This is a genomic window from Infirmifilum tikiterense (genome assembly GCF_054696565.1).
Window position 1 is genome coordinate 393,049 of sequence record NZ_CP182482.1, and the last position, 20,627, is coordinate 413,675.

The 20,627-nt window shown below is 51.9% G+C and carries 18 protein-coding genes and 1 tRNA gene; 15 read left to right on the plus strand and 4 right to left on the minus strand.

Annotation, left to right across the window (positions count from 1 at the left end; genetic code table 11):
• Positions 1-754: 754 nt before the first annotated feature.
• On the minus strand, positions 755-976 hold the full coding sequence (locus ACNO7C_RS02145) for a hypothetical protein (protein WP_460025376.1): 222 nt from the start codon (positions 974-976) through the stop codon (positions 755-757).
• A 73-nt stretch (positions 977-1,049) separates the two neighbouring features.
• Here ACNO7C_RS02145 and ACNO7C_RS02150 point away from each other — a divergent pair, with 73 nt between their 5' ends.
• The 6 genes from ACNO7C_RS02150 (at position 1,050) to ACNO7C_RS02175 (ending at position 6,478) form a co-directional block, all read left to right on the plus strand.
• Positions 1,050-1,184, plus strand: coding sequence for a hypothetical protein (locus tag ACNO7C_RS02150; protein ID WP_460025377.1), 135 nt, complete (start codon positions 1,050-1,052; stop codon positions 1,182-1,184).
• Between the two features lie 214 nt (positions 1,185-1,398).
• Complete coding sequence (locus ACNO7C_RS02155) at positions 1,399-3,198, plus strand: type II secretion system F family protein (protein ID WP_460025378.1); 1,800 nt, start codon at positions 1,399-1,401, stop codon at positions 3,196-3,198.
• Between the two features lie 17 nt (positions 3,199-3,215).
• Complete coding sequence (locus ACNO7C_RS02160; protein WP_460025379.1) at positions 3,216-3,779, plus strand: adenylate kinase family protein; 564 nt, start codon at positions 3,216-3,218, stop codon at positions 3,777-3,779.
• A gap of 32 nt (positions 3,780-3,811) precedes the next feature.
• Entirely contained in the window at positions 3,812-4,258 is a 447-nt protein-coding gene (speD, locus tag ACNO7C_RS02165) for an adenosylmethionine decarboxylase (RefSeq protein WP_460025380.1), read from the plus strand.
• Between the two features lie 350 nt (positions 4,259-4,608).
• Positions 4,609-5,055, plus strand: coding sequence for a 30S ribosomal protein S15 (locus ACNO7C_RS02170; protein WP_460025381.1), 447 nt, complete (start codon positions 4,609-4,611; stop codon positions 5,053-5,055).
• A gap of 76 nt (positions 5,056-5,131) precedes the next feature.
• Positions 5,132-6,478 (plus strand): DHH family phosphoesterase, encoded by a 1,347-nt coding sequence (locus tag ACNO7C_RS02175; RefSeq protein WP_460025382.1) that lies wholly within the window; start codon positions 5,132-5,134, stop codon positions 6,476-6,478.
• 228 nt (positions 6,479-6,706) lie between these two features.
• Here the strand turns inward: ACNO7C_RS02175 and ACNO7C_RS02180 are convergent.
• Positions 6,707-6,780 (minus strand) — tRNA-Arg (locus ACNO7C_RS02180).
• Between the two features lie 168 nt (positions 6,781-6,948).
• Between ACNO7C_RS02180 and ACNO7C_RS02185 the strand changes: the two genes are divergently transcribed.
• The gene (locus ACNO7C_RS02185; RefSeq protein WP_318536396.1) at positions 6,949-7,419 is read left to right on the plus strand and encodes an Lrp/AsnC family transcriptional regulator; all 471 of its coding nucleotides are present in this window, start codon (positions 6,949-6,951) and stop codon (positions 7,417-7,419) included.
• A 44-nt stretch (positions 7,420-7,463) separates the two neighbouring features.
• Positions 7,464-8,072 (plus strand): 6-phospho-3-hexuloisomerase, encoded by a 609-nt coding sequence (gene hxlB, locus ACNO7C_RS02190; protein ID WP_460025383.1) that lies wholly within the window; start codon positions 7,464-7,466, stop codon positions 8,070-8,072.
• Positions 8,073-8,084: 12 nt separating this feature from the next.
• Here hxlB and ACNO7C_RS02195 read toward each other — a convergent pair whose 3' ends face one another.
• Entirely contained in the window at positions 8,085-9,866 is a 1,782-nt protein-coding gene (locus ACNO7C_RS02195; RefSeq protein WP_460025384.1) for an ATP-dependent DNA helicase, read from the minus strand.
• Positions 9,867-10,092: 226 nt separating this feature from the next.
• Here ACNO7C_RS02195 and ACNO7C_RS02200 point away from each other — a divergent pair, with 226 nt between their 5' ends.
• The 7 genes from ACNO7C_RS02200 (at position 10,093) to ACNO7C_RS02230 (ending at position 17,646) form a co-directional block, all read left to right on the plus strand.
• A complete protein-coding gene (locus tag ACNO7C_RS02200; protein ID WP_460025385.1) occupies positions 10,093-10,329 on the plus strand; it encodes a hypothetical protein in 237 nt (78 codons plus the stop codon).
• Positions 10,322-11,254 (plus strand): thiamine-phosphate kinase, encoded by a 933-nt coding sequence (locus ACNO7C_RS02205; protein ID WP_460025386.1) that lies wholly within the window; start codon positions 10,322-10,324, stop codon positions 11,252-11,254. The genes ACNO7C_RS02200 and ACNO7C_RS02205 overlap by 8 nt, the downstream gene beginning before the upstream one ends.
• On the plus strand, positions 11,251-12,834 hold the full coding sequence (locus tag ACNO7C_RS02210; protein ID WP_460025387.1) for a radical SAM protein: 1,584 nt from the start codon (positions 11,251-11,253) through the stop codon (positions 12,832-12,834). Before ACNO7C_RS02205 ends, ACNO7C_RS02210 begins: the two co-directional genes overlap by 4 nt.
• Positions 12,835-12,998: 164 nt before the next feature.
• A complete protein-coding gene (locus ACNO7C_RS02215) occupies positions 12,999-13,337 on the plus strand; it encodes a hypothetical protein (RefSeq protein WP_460025388.1) in 339 nt (112 codons plus the stop codon).
• 461 nt (positions 13,338-13,798) lie between these two features.
• Positions 13,799-13,969 (plus strand): hypothetical protein, encoded by a 171-nt coding sequence (locus ACNO7C_RS02220; protein WP_460025389.1) that lies wholly within the window; start codon positions 13,799-13,801, stop codon positions 13,967-13,969.
• A complete protein-coding gene (locus ACNO7C_RS02225) occupies positions 13,948-14,163 on the plus strand; it encodes a hypothetical protein (RefSeq protein ID WP_460025390.1) in 216 nt (71 codons plus the stop codon). The genes ACNO7C_RS02220 and ACNO7C_RS02225 overlap by 22 nt, the downstream gene beginning before the upstream one ends.
• 72 nt (positions 14,164-14,235) lie before the next feature.
• Positions 14,236-17,646: an HsdM family class I SAM-dependent methyltransferase gene (locus ACNO7C_RS02230; RefSeq protein ID WP_460025391.1), complete on the plus strand. Its 3,411-nt coding sequence runs from the start codon at positions 14,236-14,238 to the stop codon at positions 17,644-17,646.
• Here the strand turns inward: ACNO7C_RS02230 and ACNO7C_RS02235 are convergent.
• Positions 17,630-20,575 carry a DEAD/DEAH box helicase gene (locus ACNO7C_RS02235; protein ID WP_460025392.1) on the minus strand — a complete coding sequence of 982 codons (2,946 nt, stop codon included), beginning with the start codon at positions 20,573-20,575 and terminating at the stop codon, positions 17,630-17,632. The genes ACNO7C_RS02230 and ACNO7C_RS02235 overlap by 17 nt on opposite strands.
• Between the last annotated feature and the right edge of the window lie 52 nt (positions 20,576-20,627).

Here is a 20,627-nt window from a genome sequence, read left to right on the forward strand (position 1 = left end):
CAGCCGGCTTGCGGGCGGGCACTACCGGCCCAGAGCCGGGCCACGTGGGCGCGGCCCCGCATGCCGGCACCTTCACGCCTCCGCGCTGCGGCCGGTGGCTCGCGCGAGCCCCAAAAGCCGCGGCGCCTCACCGGCGTAGCCCGCCGCCCCCTTGCGGGGGTCCGGCCACCCACGCAACCCCGCTCCCACCACGTCCCGGAGGAGCGTGAATGGTGGGGTTGCGTGGGTAAAAAAGGGGTTGTTTTCGGCGGCCCCGGCCCAATGGCTCCGCCGCCTATCCCCCCTCAACGCTAGCGCGCTGGAGGCGGTGCAGCCTAGGTGCCCGGGGCCCGCTGGCCTGATTCGAGATGCTTTGCCCCCTCCCGCCCACTTTCTTTTCCCCGAGAGTGCAGGCGCCCCCTCTTCCCCCGCTACGGGCGCCAGTTTTCTCGGGGAAGCACCCTGGCCCGCCTCCTTGGCCGGCTCACCCCTTCACCGGCCGTTGCCTGCGGCAGCGGGCCTCCATACCCTCCTTGGACAAGGGGGGTAATATTTGCTACGATGATTACCCTGAAAGTATAACATCGTTGCGCTTTGCCGAAGGCTGGCTGCTTCTCCAGGGCCTACGGCTACGTGCGCAGGGCGAGGATATGCAGTCACATCGCCACCGTCATGCTCCTCAGGAGGCAGCTCCGGCTCCGCGCCGGATGAGCCACAAAGCGGCATCGCCGCAAACCAGCTCCTCGATGCTGTAGCCGAGCAGTCCGTAGGCCCTCTACGCCAGGTAGACGCAACGGGTGTCGCCGATCACCGCCTCCCTGACGAGGCCTGCTGAGCGGAGCCTCTCCTGCGCCGAGGCGATGTACCTTGTCTTCCTCGTGGCGAAGGCCCTGCTGAGCGGCTTCGGCTCGCGTAGGCGCCACAGGGTTTTTGCGAGGCCTGTCAGCTCCAACCACATGGCGACGCTCTCCCAGACCTCCCTTTCTACCTCGACCATCAAGGTTAAACGCAAAAGAGGGGGCTATATGTGTTCACATAAGCTGTGCTTACCTAGGCTATGTCAATGCGCCGTGCTCAAGCAGACGGAGCGAGCGCAGATAATCCGCGTCCGCGCCACGCTGGCCAAGAGGAAGAAGTTGAGCCGAGAGACCTCGGAGAGGGGCCTGAGCCTCCCGGAGTACCTCTGCCTCAAGCTCCTCGGCTGAAGACAGTAAAGCCTTTTTCCTCTATCCCCCACCTTACCTGACTACCACGCATGCTGTGATATTAGTAGCCCGGGCCGCGGAGATGCTGCTCGAACACCCTCCCGCAACCCCCCTCCAGCCCGATGGAAGCTGGGAAGACGCAGTTCGAATACGAGAAGAATCTAGGGAAAATCTAAAAATAGCATTGCTTAGGTATTAGATAACGGATGAACGCATGCTAGAGAGCTTGGCGTATGGTGTTTTCGGCTGGGCCGGAGAGGCGCTCCTTAAGATGATGCCGAGCTTGAAGAACGACATCGCATCAGCGGACATGAAAGTCTACCCTCCAGCCTATGCCGCTAGGTGTATCCTGATCTCGCTTATAGCTCTAGTATTAGGCTTCGCGTTTGATGCGCCGCTTGTCGTGATGATGAGCAGGTTAGGGGCGGGTGTGTTTCAGGTCGTCTCCCTCTCGATCATGGTCCCTCTACTCATCGCGTCCTTGACCTTCATTTTTCTCCTGTTCTATCCGAGGATTAAGGTCTCCTCCCGTCAGTCCAGGTTTGACCTTGAGATACCTTACCTCTCCGTGTACATCACGGTGATGGCTACTGGTGGGATCTCCCCGTACACTAGCTTCGAGAGGCTCGCGAAAGCGCCTAAGGTGCTTTTCCAGGAGATAAAAAAGGAGGCCACGCGCTTCTTCATAAGCGTGAAGGCGATGGGTATCGACCCTCTGACGGCTATAGAGGAGAGCGCTAAGAGGGTCCCCCACAACGGCTACAAGCAGCTCATGCTCGGCTACGCCGCAACACTTAGGGCAGGTGGGGATGTGATACACTATCTTCAGAGGCAGACTGAGGTCATGCTTCGAGAAAGGGTCGCCCAGGTCAAGACCGTTGGGGAGAGGATCGGGGCCCTTATGGAGTCCTACATGGCTGTCGTTCTCCTGAGCTCAATGACCCTGTACGTGCTCTATGTTGTGAACATGGCCCTGTCGCAGGCTGGGCTCGGGCTTCAGCAGGGAGCCTTCCAGTTCGTACTCGTCTCGTACATAGTGATGCCTATGCTCTCAGGGCTCTTCATCTACCTCGCTGACCTAATGCAACCTAAGTACCCTGTGTACGATAGCACCCCCTACTTGGTGTTCTTCGCAGCGGGTGTCCCGCTGACCACCTTCCTTTTTGTCGCCACGACACTCCCGTTCCTTGCTCCACCCCTGTCCACCGCCCTAAAAAGAGCCTTCGCGCCATTCACAGCGCTTGTGGAGGGGCTCACGAGGGCTCTGGGCATGGAAAAAGGGTATGAGGCCGGCGTGGGGATGGTGATCTCCCTCGGGATAGGTCTCCTCCCAGGCATGGTCGCCGACAACCTGTCGACGTTGAAGTTCGGTGGTATACAGTACGGCCTCACGAGATTCCTTCGGGACCTCGTGGAGGTGAGGAAGACCGGAATGGCCCCCGAGAGGTGCATCATAAACCTGAAAGACCGCGATTACGGGAGGTTCAGCCCGTACCTCAAAGAGATGGCTACACAGGTTGGCTGGGGGGTTTCCCTGAGCAAGATATTTCAAAGGTTCTCACGGGGGATGAAGAATTGGTTTGCGCTGATCTCAATGTTCCTGCTTGTTGAAAGCATCGAGGTTGGTGGCGGTACCCCGCAGACGCTCGAAGCACTGGCGAGCTACGCTGAGACGCTAGAGCAAGTGGAGAAGGAGAAACGGGCAGCTCTGAGGCCACTTATGCTAATGCCTTACGTTGGTGCTTTGATAATCACGGTAGTCGTGCTCATACTCATAAGCTTCATGGGATCGATGCTTAAGTTCGCCGGTCAGAGCATATCTACCGAGCAACTTATATCCATGTTCCTCCCGCCCGTGATCATCAACAGCTACATGATGGGCCTGGCAGCCGGCAAAATAGGCTCCGAGAGGGTCTCGGCAGGCTTCCTTCACGCGTTCCTGCTCCTCTTGGCGAACCTGGTGGCCATGATCATAGCACCGCAGATCACTGTGGGGTTGATGCCAAAAATTTAGCTGAGGGTTGTTGGGCCTTGGCAATAGTTATCGCGGGCACTCCCGGTGTTGGAAAGACTACCGTGGCTCGTCTCCTTGCCGAGCGCACCGGGAAGCCCTACGTTGATCTTGCAGAAGTTGTCAAGCGCGAGAAGTTCTACACCGCGTACGATGCCGTGCGGGAATCGTACATCGTGGATGTCGAAAGACTAAGAGGATACTTAGAGAAGACGCTAACTTGCAACGAGATCATCGACACGCATGTGGTCGAGGCGCTCCCACCGAGCAAGGTGTCGGTAGCCATAGTCCTTAGATTGGATCCCCTAGTTCTTCGCGGGCGCTTGATTAAAAGGGGGTATCCTGACCTGAAGGTCCGCGAGAATGTTGAAGCCGAAATCCTTGACGCCGTGTTGATCTCCGCGGTGCAGAGCATAGGTGAGGAGAGAGTCTACGAGGTGGATACTACGGGGAAGTCCATTGCAGAAGTTACTGAAATAATTACACAAATTTTAACTAAAAATGGTAATTTATACAGACCTGGAGGCGTTAATTGGCTAGAAAAGTACTATTTTCTCATCGGGAAAGAGGGGGGAATTATTTAAATTTTGAGAGTTGATGTGGATTTCGTAGGGAGATGACGGGGAGAAATCGCGGGGTGAGAGGAGGAGGCGTCGGCCGCCACCTGATAGTGGAGATGTTTGAATGCGACCCTGTGGCACTGGACAGTATCGATGTAATAAAGACGGCGCTACTCGACTCAGCAGTGGCTTCAAATAGTACAGTTGTGAGCTTTGACTTCTACAGGTTCAAGCCTCACGGTGTCAGCGGGTACGTTCTCATAGCCGAGTCGCACATCTCCATACACACATGGCCTGAGTACGGTTATGCGGCCATCGACGTTTTCACATGCGGTGAGCACACAGACCCGTGGAAAGGTTTAGACATGCTGAGGGACCGACTCAAGGCTAAAAAAATGACTGTACTAGAAATAGTTCGGGGTGTAGGCATCGAGAGCTACGAGGGATACTGGATACCACCCGAGAAGCGGAAGGAAGAGAAAGTAGTTGCCACAGCCCCTTAAAACGTCAAACACCATGTTTTCTTTCCCATATCTCCACGGTCCCTAGCCACTCCAGCACAGCAGGTTTCTTCACTTTCCGGTCCACGGCGAGGAGGAGATAACCCCCAGCGGGCAAAGCGTAGCAGGAACCCCCGTTTTTACCCTGCAATAGCAGATCGGCGAGTGACCTGTGCGGAGCAAGAAGAGAGTGCATTCGTGTCGCCGCTGACTAAAGACTCCTGAGGGAGGACTATGTTTATTCTGCAAGGAAACTCCGAACAGTGAAGGGAGCAGATGAACTGGGCACCACGTGGAGATAGCGAACGCATAACATTTTTATTGACCGTGAATTTTTCTTCAAGGAGAGAGTTATGAGAAAGTCTAAGGAGAAAGGCCGCTCAGGTTCGAAGAGGCCTCCAGAGTTGAAGAAGCCCGATTGGGTTGACGCAAGCCCGGAGCAGGTTGAGAACCTTGTCGTCTCGCTTTACAGGAAAGGTTATCCCCCATCGATGATCGGCCTGATTTTGCGCGATCAATATGATATCCCTCTCGTTAAAGCCGTGACGGGTAAGAGCATTCTTCAGATCCTGCGCGAGCGTGGACTTGCTCCGGAGGTGCCGGAGGATTTAATGAACCTTATTAGGAGGGCTATCAGGATCAGGAAGCACCTAGAGGAGCACCCGAAGGATTACCACTCGAAAAGAGGTCTACAGCTGGTAGAGAGTAAAATCCACAGGCTCGCTAAGTACTACAAGAGGGAGGGGGTACTCCCACCTGACTGGAAATACGAGCCAGAAAAGATCGCTCTCTACACCTAGGCGAGTGTAAAATCTCTGGTCATCCTTCATGCTCAGTCGTCTTGAGGCGTTCCTAAACCATTCTCGCGAGTTTTTAATGTACTTGAGAGAAGCTGGAGAGCCGACGCTAGTAGTTTCGCACTACGATGCTGATGGGCTCTCCTCAGCCTCCATCTTCGCCTGGGTGCTCCTGCAGCTGGACGTGCCTTTCCAGCTAGTATTTGTCGAGCAGACGTACCCGGAGACCCTCGAGCAACTTCCCATCAAGGATTATTTATCAATAATCTTTCTCGACCTGGGCAGCGGGTATAAGGGGCTGCTCAGAGAGCTTGCACCTAACAAGAGGATTATGATAGTCGACCACCATGTCCCCTCAACCCCAGACAGATGGGAGCAGCTCATAGAGGTAAACCCCTACCTGGTAGGTGTCGATGCCTCGACACAAACAAGCTCCTCAACGCTCTCCTATGTTATAGCCTCTCGCATCATCAACGCCGACGAGCACCTAATTCCCGTTGCCATCGCCGGCGCACTAGGCGATAGGCTGGATGTTGGGGAAAAATCGTCGCTGACTGGGCTCAACAGGGAGGTTTTAGAGGAAGGGAAGCGCAAGGGGGTTATCGGCGAAACAATATCCCTAAGACTTTTCGGGTCTAAGAGGAGGATACTCGTCGACGCGCTGGCCTCCACCCTCGACCCGTATATTCCTGGCTTATCGGGAAACCCTACAGCCTGCGTAAAGTTCCTTGAGAGCATAGGAATCAGCCCGCGGGATGGAGACACGGCGCGGCAGGTAGGTTCATTAAGTCATAGTGAAATCAAACACCTGGCTTCAGAGCTCGTAAAATACATGATAAGTCAGGGGGTTAACGTAAAGGAAGCCGAGAAAATTTTCGGGTATAACTACTATCTCCTCCGAGAGGCCGACTCAAGCCCCCTCAAGGATTTGAGGGAGTACGCGTACGTGCTCAATGCCTTAGGGAGGCTGGATCAATACGGCACTGCGTTATCGTTGAACTTCGGACACCGGGGGATCTTCATTGTGAGGGCAGAAGAAAGTATAAAAGAGTACAGGAGAATTCTTGCAAGGCAGCTGAGCAGAATTCTGGAACAGAAAGACTCCCAGTTCAGCTCCGGCCAAAATAGCGTGGTGTACCTGATAGATGAAGATCTGCCGAAAATCACAGGCCCCGTGAGTTCCATACTGGCCAGCGAGTTTGCTCATACGCTGCGCGCAGCAGGCAAGAAAATTGTGGGCGTAGCCTCCCCGCTGAAGAGCGGGAAAGTTAAGATCTCGTTGAGGCGACTCGACGACTCAATCGATCTGGGTTCTCTACTGCAGAAGCTCGCAAAGGAGATGAACTTTACGGGTGGAGGCCACCCGGCTGCTGGAGGAGCGCTTGTCGATGAAGAGCTATTCGAAGAGCTGATCAAAAGGCTGTAGCACAGATGATCAGGAGGATAAAGCTCAAACTGATGCTCCCCCTATCTCTTGAGGCTTTCAGAGCTCTACGACTAGACGATTTTAGTACCCCTCTAGTGCGGATAAACTCTAGGCACCACAATGGGAAAACCCTTTACACCATATACTCCCACCCGCGCAAGGTAGGCGAGGTTAAAGGGATAGTCAATGAAATCCTGCGCCTTTCCCGAATTTTCGAGACAATAGAGGCGGGCCCGCCGGGACTCGAACCCGGGACCTGCGGCTCCGGAGGCCGCCACGCTTCCTAGCTACGCCACGGGCCCTCATGTAAACCTTTGCCCGGAGTCTTAAGCTTTTCACCCATTTTTGACCGTCCCGACGCGAGCACGGAAGCGCACTCTGTCCAAAATGATTGATAGCTTATAGAGTATTCTTGCTATAGCCCTAAAATTTTTTAACCGGTGTTACAACACTACATTTGGCGAAAAGTTATGAGCGAGCAGGTTTCAGAGGTCAAGCTAGATCACATTGATAAAAAAATACTTGAAATGCTTCAAGACAACGCTAAGACGCCGTATTCGCAAATCGCGAGTCAGCTCGGAATATCTGAGGCGACCGTTCACCTCAGAATTAGGAAACTGGTCAACGCTGGTATAATAAAGAGGTTTCAAGCCGTCGTAGACCCTGAGAAAGTTGGGAAGAAAGTCACAGCCATTATAGCCGTGATAGCTATACCACAAAAGTACAACCAAGTTTTAAAGCAGCTCGAACGGATGCCTGAGGTCTACGAAATATACGATGTCACAGGAGAGTACTCGACGATACTGAAAGTAAGGGTGAGGAACAAGGAGGATCTGGCGAAGCTTATAGACGAGATAGGTGGCATCGACGGTGTCGAGAGCACGAAGACCATGTACGTGCTACGAGTGATTAAGGAGGATACTAGGATTAAGATAGACTGAGAGAGGCCGGAAAACTAAAAAGTACCATTCCTCTCCTCTTACCTGTGGCTGAAGACGTCAAAAAAGCGATGAGCAGTATAGCCGAGTACATAGCTAAGGCTGCGAGCGAGATAGATGGCGAAATGACCAATAGATTCCTCAAATTACTGACTTCAGCTCTAGCCAACAAAAACAAGATCTTGGTCGTGGGAGCGGGACGAAGCGGGCTTGTTGCACGAGCTTTCGCCATGAGGCTCATGCACCTAGGCTTCGATGTCTACGTTGTGGGAGAGACCATCACCCCATCCGTTCGTGAAGGCGATATCCTGATCGCTGTTTCGGGTTCAGGAAGCACGCAGATCGTGCTCTCCGTAGCGTCTGCCGCTAAGAAGGCTAAGGCCTTAGTCGTTGCCGTAACATCGTTTGAGGACTCTCCCCTTGGTAAGTTGAGCGACTTCATAGTCAAGGTACCTGGGAGAACTAAAGTGGCTACGGAGACAGACTATTTCGCTAGGCAAGTTATGGGGCTCTACGAGCCGCTGGCGCCACTGGGAACCTTATTCGAAGACACCGCAATGGTGTTTTTCGACGGCGTGATATACGCGTTGATGAACCTTCTAGGCATACGCGAGGAGGACTTGAAGAAAAGGCACGCAAACGTTGAAGGGCTATAATCCGCATAATCATCATCTGCGCCCGTGCCGAGTAAGAACTAGTGGGTTTATGCCGTAAAGCTCGAAGAAACTTCTCGCCTCCGGCTCTGCCGCTCTTTCGTCAAGGAGGAAAACTCTCACCCTGTCGTGCTCAGATCTCACGCCTCTACCAATTATCTGGATGACTTTCATCAAGCCCGGGTACAAGAACACCTGCTTCCAGGCCCACTCTCTGTTTCCAGTGGAGGCTTCGAGGACCCTGACCAGGCGCTGATTAACAGGGGAGGGTGTCGGAACCGGTAAGCCGGCAATGACTATCGTGTCTACTAAGCTCTGCTTCATCAACCTAAACTCCACCCCCTCCGAAAACTTCCCCCATGCAACAATCATCAGGAGGCACTTCTCGTTCTCGATCAGGAACTCCACCATTTCATCTAGGGTTGTATCGTGTCTCTCCATCAGTCTTGGCCTAGCCTTCAGGTACGGGAGCACCTCAATCATGAAAGAGTACGATGGAAAAACGACGAGCACATGTCTAGCATCGGGATCCTCGAAAACTGCTTCAATAGCCTGAGCATAGCGCCTGTAGAGCTCGGCAGTTCTGAGGACATACCTGGACGATAACCCTGGCACGATTACTAGTGTGACATTTTCCCCCCAAGTAAACGGGTATGTCGCTTCAACGACACGCTCCTTTTCGACACCAAGTAGTGCCGCGTAGTATTCCGCTGGAGGGAGCGTGGCAGACAGCAAAACGGAGGCCCTTACACTATGAAAAACCCTCCTAGCGATCCTCGGTACGTTGTAGAAATACACTTTGAAGGCTTTACCCTCGCTGTCGTTTAACGCTAAGAGCACAGAATCGCTTGGAAGGTTCTCGACACTTTTAATGAACTCCGCCACCTGCCACGTAGCGGACAACACTCCTATTCTTCTCTCAATGCTCAAGGCGAGCCTGCTTAGGCTTGCTGAAGCCGGAGCGATTTCCAGAAACTTCTCAGCAGGGATTTCTGCCCCCTCGTCTGTCGCTGTCCTATCAAGAAGCGCCATCAGGGATTTTAAAGCCTCCCTGGTTTCCGCAACCTCGTCCCCGCCAAACCTCTGAACCTCTCCTATCGCAGAAGCTAAAACAGAGCCATTAAGCCTGCTACTTAAGCTATCCGAGATAAACGTAGGTAAGTTGTGTGCCTCGTCAATGACCAAAAGAGTTTCCGAGAGATTTACACGGCCTCTTTCCACTATAAGATTAAAAAGTGCCGGGTTGAAAAAGTACGAGTAGGAGGCTACGATCAATCTGGCTTTCTCCAAAGCCCTCAAGGCTATCTCGTATGGGCAGATGCCGCTTTCGCGCCCCATCCTCCTCATGAGCGGCGGCGTAAGAACCTGCGGTAGCTCGAGATTAGACGCGCCTTCACCATACGGGCACTCACCACTTGCTCGCTTCAATGAGCAAAACTTCATGAAGCGATTGTAATCCATGTCCGCTACAAGCTTGCCGGGAAAAAGGCATAGATCCTTCCTGCTGACCAAAGTGACGGCAGTGATATCCACGCCTTTATCAGTAAGCCTTAGAGCCTCGCGGATGGGCGCTTGAAACTGACTCTTCGTGTGCGCCAAGTACGCTATGCGTGGGACGCCAGAGGCCAGAGCCCCAGCCAGTACTGCAGCGGTTTTCCCAAAGCCTACCGGGTAGCGGGCAATCAGCACTTTAGAAGCTGAGACGCTTTCATAAACTAGTCTCGCTAGCTCTAGCTGACCGCTACGCGGATGATCGTACGGAAAGACCTCCTTTATTCTCGCTACAACCTCTTCCATGAACTTGAATGAGAATAGCTAACCTATGCCTTAAAACTTCTGCTACCCCAATTATGACCCCGCAAATATTGTGCCTCGCGAATCATTAGGATATAACCCGAGGGGCAGGCTTGCTCCAGCCTCTTGTTTTTGCTTAGTTAAAGCCGTCTCGAAGCACACTGCGTCAGAGGGCTGTGAGCGGAGATTATATATTTGTGGCGCGCAATAGAGATTCTTCGATGAGTGTATGGATGAGAAGCTCCTCAGGTATTTCAGGGAAGTCTTGGGGGCTGTAACGTTAGCTGTACTTATAGCCAGCGCTTACTACTCCTACAAGGTCCTTGCGTATGTTCTGAACTGGGAGCCGGGCACCCAGCAGATGTACACCTCATACATGACCACGCTAATTTACCTTCTTTTCACGTTAACGTCGCTCTTCCTGTTCTACGAAACTCTCAAGCGAGCGGCTGAGCAGCGTGCTTAGAGAAGATGTTATCGTCGACTGGATAACGTCTGCTTTTAGAATTGAAAAAAGCGATGCTGTTGCAATAGAAACCTCGGGTGCCGGAAGCTTAGTCGTGAACGTCGACGCATTTGACTCAGAAATCCACTGGCCACCTTTTTTGAGCGCGTATATGGCTGGCCGCAGAGCCTACATAGCCTCAACGAGCGACGTGATCGTAAAGGGGGGTAAGCCTGTAGCCGTTCTCGTCTCCTTGAGAATACCCTCATCGTTCAGCATAAACACTGTGAAGAGTTTCGTTCTCGGCCTTGAGAGCGCCGCGTCCGAGCTTGGCGCGCGCTATCTAGGCGGAGATACCGACGTGGCTCGGGGTGGGTCATTCAGAGCTGAAGTGATCAGCATAGGGGTGCCTGCTGGCAAGATCCTTCACCGTAAAGGGGCTAAGCCCGGCGACCTCCTCGCGATCTCGGGCTGCGTGGGCACTTCGAGTGTAGTGTTCAAAGCGCTAGCCGGCGAGCTGGACAGCCAGCTCCTAGAGAGCGCTCTAAGTGACTGGATGAGTCCGCAGTGGCCTCGCCTAAAGGCATGGTTCGAGGTAACCCGCTTCTTAAGCGCTTCGATTGACAACAGCGATGGCCTAGCTCTCACCCTGCACTACCTCGCTGAGAGCTCCGGCGTGAGACTTGTACTTGACGAGATACCCATTTGTAGCAAGCCTCTCGAGGTTTTAGGCGAGAGTGGCGCCCTCGAAAGCTCCTTGTATCAAAGCGGAGAGGAGTACAACTTCGTCTTTGCCTTCCCTAAAGAGCACGAATGGGTGGCCGAAGCGCTTGGCGCTAGGATTGTAGGTAGGGTAGTGGAGGGGCGTGGAGTTTACTTGAACGGGTACGGTGAAGTTGCTAAATCAGGCTGGATCAGCGGAGAGGGGTATTATAGGAGAGCATGACGGTTGCGGTGCTTATAGACGGGTACACGGATGAGCCTGCGGGCCTCGGCGTCCCACCCTATATCGACGTATACCCTCGATACCTTGCGGGCGCGATCTGGCACGCCGATAAGACCGCGAAGCTCTACTACTTCACGATCGACGCATATCGCTCAAACGAGACGAGCATCTCCAGTATAATCGCCAAAGCAGACCTCCTCATAGTTATCGGCGGCGTTGTCGTCCCTGGGCGATACCTCGGCGGCAAACCCATAACTCCTCAAGAGATAATCTCAATACCAAAGAAATACGAAAAGCCCCTCAAGGTTCTCTGCGGCCCAGTAGCCCGCTTCGGGACCGCGCTGCGGGGTGGGGAAAGAGCAGTTCACCCGAAGGCTCTCGAGGAAGCATACGACCTCATCATCAGGGGCGATCCAGCGCATGTAATTTACGAACTACTCGTCGAGAAGAGCGTTGAAAAAGTGAACCCGTTCAAACTACCTTCCGACTACCGCCTAACGGACATATTCGCGGTGAAGGGGGCAAGAGTGGTGCTACAGCACCCCAACCTAGGGTTTAACTTGACAGCAGAGATAGAGACCTTCAGGGGCTGCCCTCGGTGGCTATCCGGCGGATGCTCTTTCTGCATCGAGCCACGCCTCGGTCGAGTAGTGTGGCGCGAGCAGGAAGCTATAGCCTCAGAAATCAGGGCTCTCTACGAGCTAGGTGTCCGAGCCTTTCGGCTCGGGAGGCAGAGCGACTTCCTGGCGTACAAGGCTAAAGGCGTGAATGAAGTGGAGTACCCTGAGCCGGCCCCTGAGGAGCTCGAGAAGCTCTTCCAGGCGGTGAGGAGGGCCGCACCAAGCCTGGAAACATTACACATTGACAACGTGAATCCGATGACGATAGCTCTCCACGAGGAGAAGGCTGAGAGAGCAATCAAGATCATCATTAAGTATCACACTCCCGGTGACGTCGCGGCTTTTGGACTAGAGAGCGCTGACCCGATAGTATCTAGGGAGAATAACCTCGGGAACAGCGCGGAGGATGTTCTGAAGGCCGTCGAGATCGTGAACCACCTAGGTAAACGGAGGGGTTGGAACGGGCTGCCGGAGCTCTTACCTGGGTTAAACTTCGTGTTAGGCTTGAAGGGAGAGACGAAGAAGACCTTCGAGTACAATAAGGAGTTTCTTGAAGAAATCCTCAGGAGGGGGCTACTGGTGAGAAGGGTCAACATAAGGGAGGTCCTTCCCCTACCGGGCACGCCGATGTGGAATATAGGGGACAAGATAGCTAAGAGGCACAAGAAGTTCATTCTAAGCTTCAAGAGATGGGTTCGCGAGTACTTCGATGTTGAAATGATGCGAAGGCTTTTTCCTAGGGGAACAGTGATCAGGAGGTGCTACATCGAGGCGATTGTTGATGGAAAATTCGTTGCGAGACCTACTGGGAGCTACCCGGTAACGGTATTTCTCGATGAAGGGAAAGTGGGCTCAAGAGTGGAGTGCGTCGTATACGACCATAAGGCTAGGAGCCTACTCGGCGCGAAAATGCCTCTCACTACGCGCAACAGGCGAGTGCGTCGCAATGCTACCTTTTAGGTTTTCCCTGTTTTCTTCCCGTGTTCGACCCGCGTCTTCCCTCGCTTCCAGCGGACTTGAGAAGGGGTTGCGGGAGGGTGTTCGAGCAACCCCTTGAGGCTCTCAGCTCACCGCGGTCACGGCACCTGTGAACGCCTATAAACTCCCTCATGCGCTTGGCTGTGATGGTCGAGGTAGACAGGGAGGTGTGGGAGAGCGTGGCTAGGTGGCTCGAGCTGACTGGATTGACGGCTATGCTCTGGAGGCTCAGGCAGCCCAAGCCGCTCAGCAGGGCCTTCGCCACGAGGAACACCAGGCACATCGCCTCGGCCTTGGAGAGGCTGCGCTCAGCCGGCTTCGTGAAAGAAGCGGTAGTCGGCAATGTGAGGTACATCTACCTCACCGAGCGGGCGTGCGGCCTCCTCTCGCTGCTCGGCTACAGCATCGAGGAAGTGGCCTGCGGCGATACTGCCCTGAGGCTCCTGAGGCACTGCGGGAGTGAGCCGGCGGCTACCCCGGGCTGAGCGTCTTCTGCTCCACTCCTAGGCCGACCGCAAGGTTCTTGAGCCTAGCCTTCATGCCGCTCCACGCGTCCTTGCTCGCCGCTCAGCCACCCACCCATACGCTCAGCCCAGCCCTAGAGCCCTAGCACAGCATACCAAAAGCATTCCAGCTCTATCAAGGCTCACCGCCTCTCGATCTCGCTCCATGCTATAAAGAACGTAATGTTTTCCCTACCAGAAGGATTACTAAGCCATGCAGTGAAAGAGTTTCAGCCCGATGACGGGGCTTTTTAGGTTTCTTTGTAAAGCCTCATAGTGTATATTGGATGAAGTGAGAACTCAACTTGTACTGATCTCATATAAAGTTTTGTAATTGCTTATGGCATGCCTTACCACGATTAAGGTCAAATGGTTTGCAGTATACAGATAAGACCTTATTATTTCACCGCAAAGAAAATAAAGTTAAAGTATGCAGTGTACTTGTGCCGAAGTTCTGGGTGCTCAGCGGGACGTTGGAGAACTGGGCTGTAGGACTCGAGCAGAGAACCTGGGGTGTCGGCGAGGCCGCGAGGAGATTTTGGGAAAGAGTTCAACCCGGTGACGTAGTGGTCTTCTACGCTGTGAAATCCGTGTGCTGGGCTACGGGATTGTAGAGGAGAAGTTCGTAAGCAACGAGCCCCTCTGGCCGAGGGAGAGGGATGAGGGCGAGGTGCTCTGGCCCTACCGGCTAAAGATAAAGATTGAGAAACTCTTCGAGAGACCAAAACCTAGGCCAAAGGGAATGCTGGTAGCCTTCGGCATTAACGTGTTGAGCGAGGACGTACTCGCCGAGGCTATAAGGGAGTAGGCGTGCCTGCGTCGCATGTTTACCAAAAGTAAGAATTAAGAGACGCCTTGATAGGGTATCTTTAGAGTAGCTATGGTTAGCGTAGGCTATGATGAGCGGTGGTTGCAAGGAAAGATTCTCATCTGGATGAACGAGATACTCAGGGAGTACGGTCTCCCCTTCGAGGCGGTTGAGCAGGAAGTCAAGATAAGTACCCCAAAGGGTCTTAGGAGATACCCAGACCTCATAGTGTGGTACAAGAAGCCCGATAAAATAGCTTGTCTAATAGAGCTTAAGGTGCCTACAATCGATGTATACAGCGACGACTTAGTTAATGATGCACTCCAGAAAGCGATGCTAGTCGGGATACCCTTCTTCGCCACCTGGAACCTGAACAAGCTAGTCCTATGGGAGACCTTCAAGCCCGGGACTAGCCTATTCGACAGGAGGCTTAAGCACTGGGATGTAGTCGACGTAAAACTGCCCTCTGACATTGAAAGACCTGAGATAGAGAAGGCCGTTAAGGCCTTCATATTAGAGTTCCTGACCGAGCTGACAAGGCTGTACGAGCGCAAGCTGCCAAGACCCGAGGCCTACGTGCTACCCAAGCTGTACCCCGACGACATAATGGTCCTGAGGCTGAGGAGCGCCGTGGACTCTCTCTACATCCCTATCTCGCTCTACATTCTAAAGAAAAAGGAGGAAGACTTGAACTTCCGCAGAAAAGTTGGAGAATGGTTCGTAAATCAAGGCTGGATCTTTAGCGGCTCGGAAGAGGACTATGACAGGTTAGCCCGTCAAACGGTTTATCTTCTAATTAACAAGCTACTGTTTTACAATGTCTTAAGGTCTAAGTTCAAGCTAGAGCCCATTGTTATTAGTGACGTTACCACTAGTGAAGGGTTGAAGGAGCGATTGCAGAGATATTTCAACACAGGAATAAGACTGGGCTATGGAATCATTTTTGCTGCAGATTTCCTAGAGACTATACCTATACCCGACGAAGCTGTAGATGAGCTCAAAAAGCTGATAGCGGAGCTCAACAAGTACGACTTCTCTGAAATAGGCTACGACATTATAGGCAAGGTCTTCGAGAAACTGATACCAAAGATCGAAAGGCACAAGCTAGGCCAGTACTTTACGAGGACTGATGTAGTAGACTTAATTCTAGGCTTCACAGTCAAGCATCCCAACGCCAGGGTGCTCGACCCGGCCTGCGGCTCAGGGACGTTCCTCGTAAGAGCCTATCAGAGGAAGAAGTACCTGGCGGAGAAGCTCTACAGAGAGGGCAGGTACGACAAGCCCCGCAAGCTCCATAATGAGGTGATAAACGAACTCTGGGGAGTGGACATAGCGAAGTTCCCGGCACATCTATCCGAGATAAACCTTGTGATAAGGGACCTTGAGGCCTTAGAGAACAGACCTAACATTGTGTGCAGGGACTTCTTTGAGATACAGCCGGGCACTAGGACCCTGCTGTATGAGCTTGCCTACAAGATCCCGGATATGCATGAGGAGGTAGAGGTAGAGTTCCCTGCGGAGTTTGATGCTGTCGTAACCAACCCGCCCTACACGAGGCAAGAGGAGATAGAAGACATGCTGATAGGGGGGTATAAAGAGAGGCTGAGAGCCCTCGTAAAGAAAATGCACAAAATAGATGTGGGCATGAGGTCCAGCATATACGTTTATTTCTTCATACATGGCGGCGCGTTCGTCAGAGACGGGGGGCGCCTAGGGCTCGTGACCTTCAACTCGTGGTTGGATGTGGATTTCGGGAAGTACCTTCAAGAGTATTTCCTCAGGAATTTCAAGATAATCGCTGTAATCGAGCCTAAGTATGAGAAGTGGTTTGAAGACGCAGATGTCACAGCGGCTATCACTATACTGGAGAGAACAGACGACCCGAAAGAACGAGATGAGAACCTAGTGAAGTTCGTGCAGATAAAAGTTCCCCTAAGAGAGCTTATACCAGAACCCGGCGATGTTGATCAAGATAGAATTAGATGGGAAGCCATAGATAAGCTTGTAGAATTCATCGAGAAGACCGACAAGTACTACGAGGATTCTAGGATAAGGATATTCCCTAAGAAGCAGAGAGAACTCTGGGACGAGGGGTACGATGACGAAAAGGAGAGGTACGTCGGCTCGAAGTGGGGCAAGTACATTAGAGCACCCGAGATATTCTTCAAGATACTACAACACGGTGCTGAAAGAGAGATACTAGTACCACTAAAGGAACTGGCCGCCGTAAGAAGGGGGTTTACAACGGGGAGCGACGAGTTCTTCTATCTCGATAATGATAGAGTTGCTCGCTGGGGTATAGAGAGACGCTATCTGCACCCCGTGATCATATCTCCACGTGAGTCAAAGGATATAGTCATAGATAAGTCAAAATTAAAGTATAAAGTTCTTCTTGTTAATGAGCCTAAGGAAGAACTGGCTGGGACAAATGTCTTAAAGTATATAGAGTGGGGCGAAACTCAAGGATTTCATCTCAGAGATACCTGTCGGTCGCGAATCCCTTGGTATGCTCTAGGTGCTAAAGAACCCGGTCCCATACTATGGCATAGGCGTCACTACTCAAGGCATATAGTATTTTTAAACATTAAGGATCGCGTATACGTCGATGATGGTTTATTCGAAATAATACCTCATAATGAGAAATACGTGCTACCTCTAGCGGCTTTGCTAAATTCAACGATGTATGCTTTTCTAAAATTCTTCTATGGTCGTGGTACGGCGGGTGGAAGAGCAATAGAAACAGGAGGCATAGATATCGCTAAAATGCCTATAATAGATCTCAGAAAGCTTGACAGATACGTAATAGATAAGCTGGCATCTATCTTTAGTAAGCTCTTAGAGAGACCGATAGAAAACATAGAAAGTGAGGTGAAGAAACCCGATAGGCGTGAGCTAGATCGCTTGATCCTAGTCGATATCCTAGGGCTAGAGGACAAGGACTTGGAAGATCTCTACAAGTCTGTAATGGACTTAGTAAAAGTGTTGATAATAAGAGATAATATGAAACCTAAGAAAACGCATAAAGGTCCGAACGTAAATGCCATCGCAACTAGCTTAAGCAGGAATTTCGCGCATTACCTCAAAGTCTTTCCTGATGAGTACGTTGGGAACTACCGGGGTGAGTGGGAAGAAATTAATGTTCCGACAGCTAAGAGGGTTGAGTTAGGCTCTGACATCGGAGGGGTTTACGTTAAGGTTAACGACACAGAGATTTACCGGGGATGGAATCGCTCGGCCGCTGAGTACATATACTACTCGATACTGTTTGGCAGTTTAAAGGTTAAAATTCCCAAAGACAAAGAATTTGTTGAAGAATGCGTGAGAAAATTCAAGGAAGACTTAGATAGGATGAAGGACGAACTGAACAAAATGATCGAAGCCAGTATACCTGACGCGAAGATTCGCGAGGAGGTTAAGAGTCTCGTTCTTAGGAAGGTGTTTGAGATATTAAAAAGCAGGCAGAGAACTACGGGAGCTCAATAATGTAATGTTTCTTCCCGCCAAAAACATTGCTAACTATTGCCTTGTATATTGAGCATATTAGTGCAATCACCAGTTTATCTAAAAAGTAGGTTGGCACGGAGCTGTGGATTACTGTTACACGAGTCCCCCTTAGGTGCACTTTTACGTTAATGCGGTCTCCTAAAGATCTTTTCAACTTCTTACTTAGTGCTGCAAGGACGATAGGTAGGGCCCCATCTATCCTGAGCGAGTACTTCTGTTCCGGTGCCGTGAATCTTCCGTACAATGTCACATCCACAATGTTTCCTCTTTTACCTAGCTTGGTCAGCAGCTTTGGGAAGTCTTTTAAAGCCTCCTTCTCAAAAAGCTCCAAGTCTTCTTCTCTACGTATAACGAAGTACTTTACAGCGACAGGCACTCTCGTAGCAACCCACTCTTCTGTAAGAGGTATCTTGGCTACCGTCCACCCACTAGTGTCTGGATCTAGAACGGCTAGGATAGGCTTCTCTACCATGATCTCTTGGAGTTCCTTTTTGATGTCGAGTGGGCTACCCCAGCTGTACTCGAGTAGCTGGTCGAAGGTTACGACCTTAGTTCTCGAGATAGCCTCCTCGATTACCGCTCTGAGAGTCTCTTGCCAGGGTCTCTCGAACGGGTATCTGACTATGCTTTCCGCAAGGCTACTAGGCTTATCGCACACCGCAACCACTACGCTTAACTCGCCCCTACTTAGCCTTCTTACAACATCGAGGGAGCTAGGCACATCGTAGTAAAGTAAGATGGCCTGCCTAGCCGCCTCCCTTCTAATTAATATCTCGTCGGATGGAAAGCCGAAGTGTTCCCTGATTTCATCAATGATTAACCTAGTGTACGGAGACCTCTTGTAGACATGTCTCTCAACTAGCATCTCTAGCTCTTCAGGACTAATGCTCTTGAATGCCTCAAGGGGGTCAAGTACCTCTGACTTTATGGCAAACCCGTGAGGCGCGATCACGTATTTTACGAGAAGGCTTTTCTCGGCTATCTTCTCGTAGACAGTTGCAGCGAGCGTCCTGTTCACTTGCTCGCCCATGAAAGTTATGAAGACTGTCATCTTTGCAGAGGGCACTTTCTCAACGACTATGTGGCCCTTAAGGAGCGGCTCTAAGTATTCATCCCCCAGCTTTGAAACATATTCTTCCACGAGTTTAGCTACTACCTCGTCGGCACCGAAGTTTCTTAAGATGTCTGAGCTTTCTCTAGTTTTCTTAAGTACTTCCAGCATTCTCCTCGCCACCAGCTTATGGCGTTGTGGCCCTTCGCCCTTCCACGTTGGAGCGATTCCTCGCTCGTCGGTTTTGATCACTATTACCTTGCGGTCTCTTTCGTCAATCTCCACCACCTTCCAGTTCTGCCCGGCGAGCCTGATGACCATGCCGCTGGACAGCGCTCTGTAGACATAGGAGGAGTCCAGCTCTCCGATCTTCCTATACTTCTTCAGCCCGTACTCCTCGATGACGCTGAAGGTCTCTCTCTTAGGTATCATGCTGAAGAACTCGCTGAAGCTCAGCGACTGACCATTACTCTCATCTTGGCTGAACCTCCACACCTTCCAGAACTTCGACCCAGGCAATAGTACGCGGCCTTCTATGCTGATTATCTCTTCGTTAGCAAGGAGTTGCAGAACATCGTTGAACTCTTTTACTGTAAGGTCCCTAAATATTGTTGACTTATTTATGACCCTATAGGCTTGGTCGATTGTCATGAGGATGAAGCCGTTACTGCGCTTTCTCTTCCAGAAACGTCTTAGCTTGTAGTTGTGCAACGCTATCCCTACAACCTCCTTGGTCAGCACGTCTAGGGGCTTGCTTATCACCGTTGGCTCTTCAATTCTCTCTTCCTTTGCTAAGCTTACAATGGCTATGCTCTCTAAGTAGTCCTCAATGTCTGTTGTGACTATCTTGCACTCGGACTCCTGACCCGGCCTGTGTTTGCTCCTGCCGGCTCTCTGTAGCAACGCAGAAACCTGACCGGGAGATCTATACTGGACTACTTGGTCTATGTCTCCTACGTCTATACCTAGCTCGAGGGTCTTGGTAGCTATTAGGCATCTAAGGAGCTCGGTTTTAAACGTGTCCTCAAAGATCTCTCTTTCCTCCCTCTCGATCGAGCCGTGGTGAACGTTGCAGCCCACACCCATATCGCTTAGCACAGATTGCAACCTCTCTGCAGAGTACCTCGAGTTAGTAAATACGAGGGTCTTCTTGCCTCCTCGGATGCACTCCGCTATCACTCTGGCCCCTGCGAGGAACGGGTCCTCATGCTCCTCATCGGTTTCGGGCACGCCGAGCCTTACCTCGAATTTATAGTGTCTCCTCTCGCTTGATTCTATAACTTTAACATCACCGTCGGATCCTCCTAGTAACTCTGCTACTTTTGAAGGATCGCCAGCGGTAGCCGAAAGACCTACCCTCTGAAGCCCTGTTTGCGTAAGCTCCTTAAGCCTCTCCAGTAGCACCAGAAGCTGGTAGCCTCTCTTCGTCATAAATAACTCATGTACCTCGTCGATAATGACCCACCTGACTGTTCTTAAGTGCAACCACCATTTGGGCGACCAGTCGAGGACTATCTCTAGGCTCTCCGGTGTGATTACTACTATGTCGGGGGTTGGCTTCCTGTAGGTCTTTACAACATCACCGTACAAGGGCCTAACCTTGAGACCTAGGGAAGTAGCGTAGTACTCTATCCTGTCCCTTAGGTCTCTGGTGAGCGCTTTTAGAGGGTTGATGTAGACGAGCTTTACTCCCTCTGCTTCGCGGCAGTTCCTGTAGATGAGGTCTAGTATGGGTAAGAGCGCGGCTTCGGTCTTCCCAGAGCCTGTCGGGGCTATTAACAGAGCGTTCTTGCCTCTTATGATCTCAGGTATCGCGAGCCTCTGTATCTCCGTCGGCTCGCGTAGCTTCCTTGCCACACATTCTTGCAACCTTTCGTTTAGTAGCGTGAAGGGGTACACGGGAGTTCCT

Excerpts from the sequence above, each read along its gene's own strand:
- ACNO7C_RS02145 (WP_460025376.1), bottom strand. The coding sequence starts at position 976 with ATGGTCGAGGTAGAAAGGGAGGTCTGGGAGAGCGTCGCCATGTGGTTG.
- ACNO7C_RS02155 (WP_460025378.1), top strand. The coding sequence starts at position 1,399 with ATGCTAGAGAGCTTGGCGTATGGTGTTTTCGGCTGGGCCGGAGAGGCG.
- speD (WP_460025380.1), top strand. The coding sequence starts at position 3,812 with ATGACGGGGAGAAATCGCGGGGTGAGAGGAGGAGGCGTCGGCCGCCAC.
- ACNO7C_RS02170 (WP_460025381.1), top strand. The coding sequence starts at position 4,609 with ATGAGAAAGTCTAAGGAGAAAGGCCGCTCAGGTTCGAAGAGGCCTCCA.
- ACNO7C_RS02175 (WP_460025382.1), top strand. The coding sequence starts at position 5,132 with ATGTACTTGAGAGAAGCTGGAGAGCCGACGCTAGTAGTTTCGCACTAC.
- ACNO7C_RS02185 (WP_318536396.1), top strand. The coding sequence starts at position 6,949 with ATGAGCGAGCAGGTTTCAGAGGTCAAGCTAGATCACATTGATAAAAAA.
- ACNO7C_RS02195 (WP_460025384.1), bottom strand. The coding sequence starts at position 9,866 with ATGGAAGAGGTTGTAGCGAGAATAAAGGAGGTCTTTCCGTACGATCAT.
- ACNO7C_RS02200 (WP_460025385.1), top strand. The coding sequence starts at position 10,093 with ATGGATGAGAAGCTCCTCAGGTATTTCAGGGAAGTCTTGGGGGCTGTA.
- ACNO7C_RS02210 (WP_460025387.1), top strand. The coding sequence starts at position 11,251 with ATGACGGTTGCGGTGCTTATAGACGGGTACACGGATGAGCCTGCGGGC.
- ACNO7C_RS02215 (WP_460025388.1), top strand. The coding sequence starts at position 12,999 with ATGGTCGAGGTAGACAGGGAGGTGTGGGAGAGCGTGGCTAGGTGGCTC.
- ACNO7C_RS02230 (WP_460025391.1), top strand. The coding sequence starts at position 14,236 with ATGGTTAGCGTAGGCTATGATGAGCGGTGGTTGCAAGGAAAGATTCTC.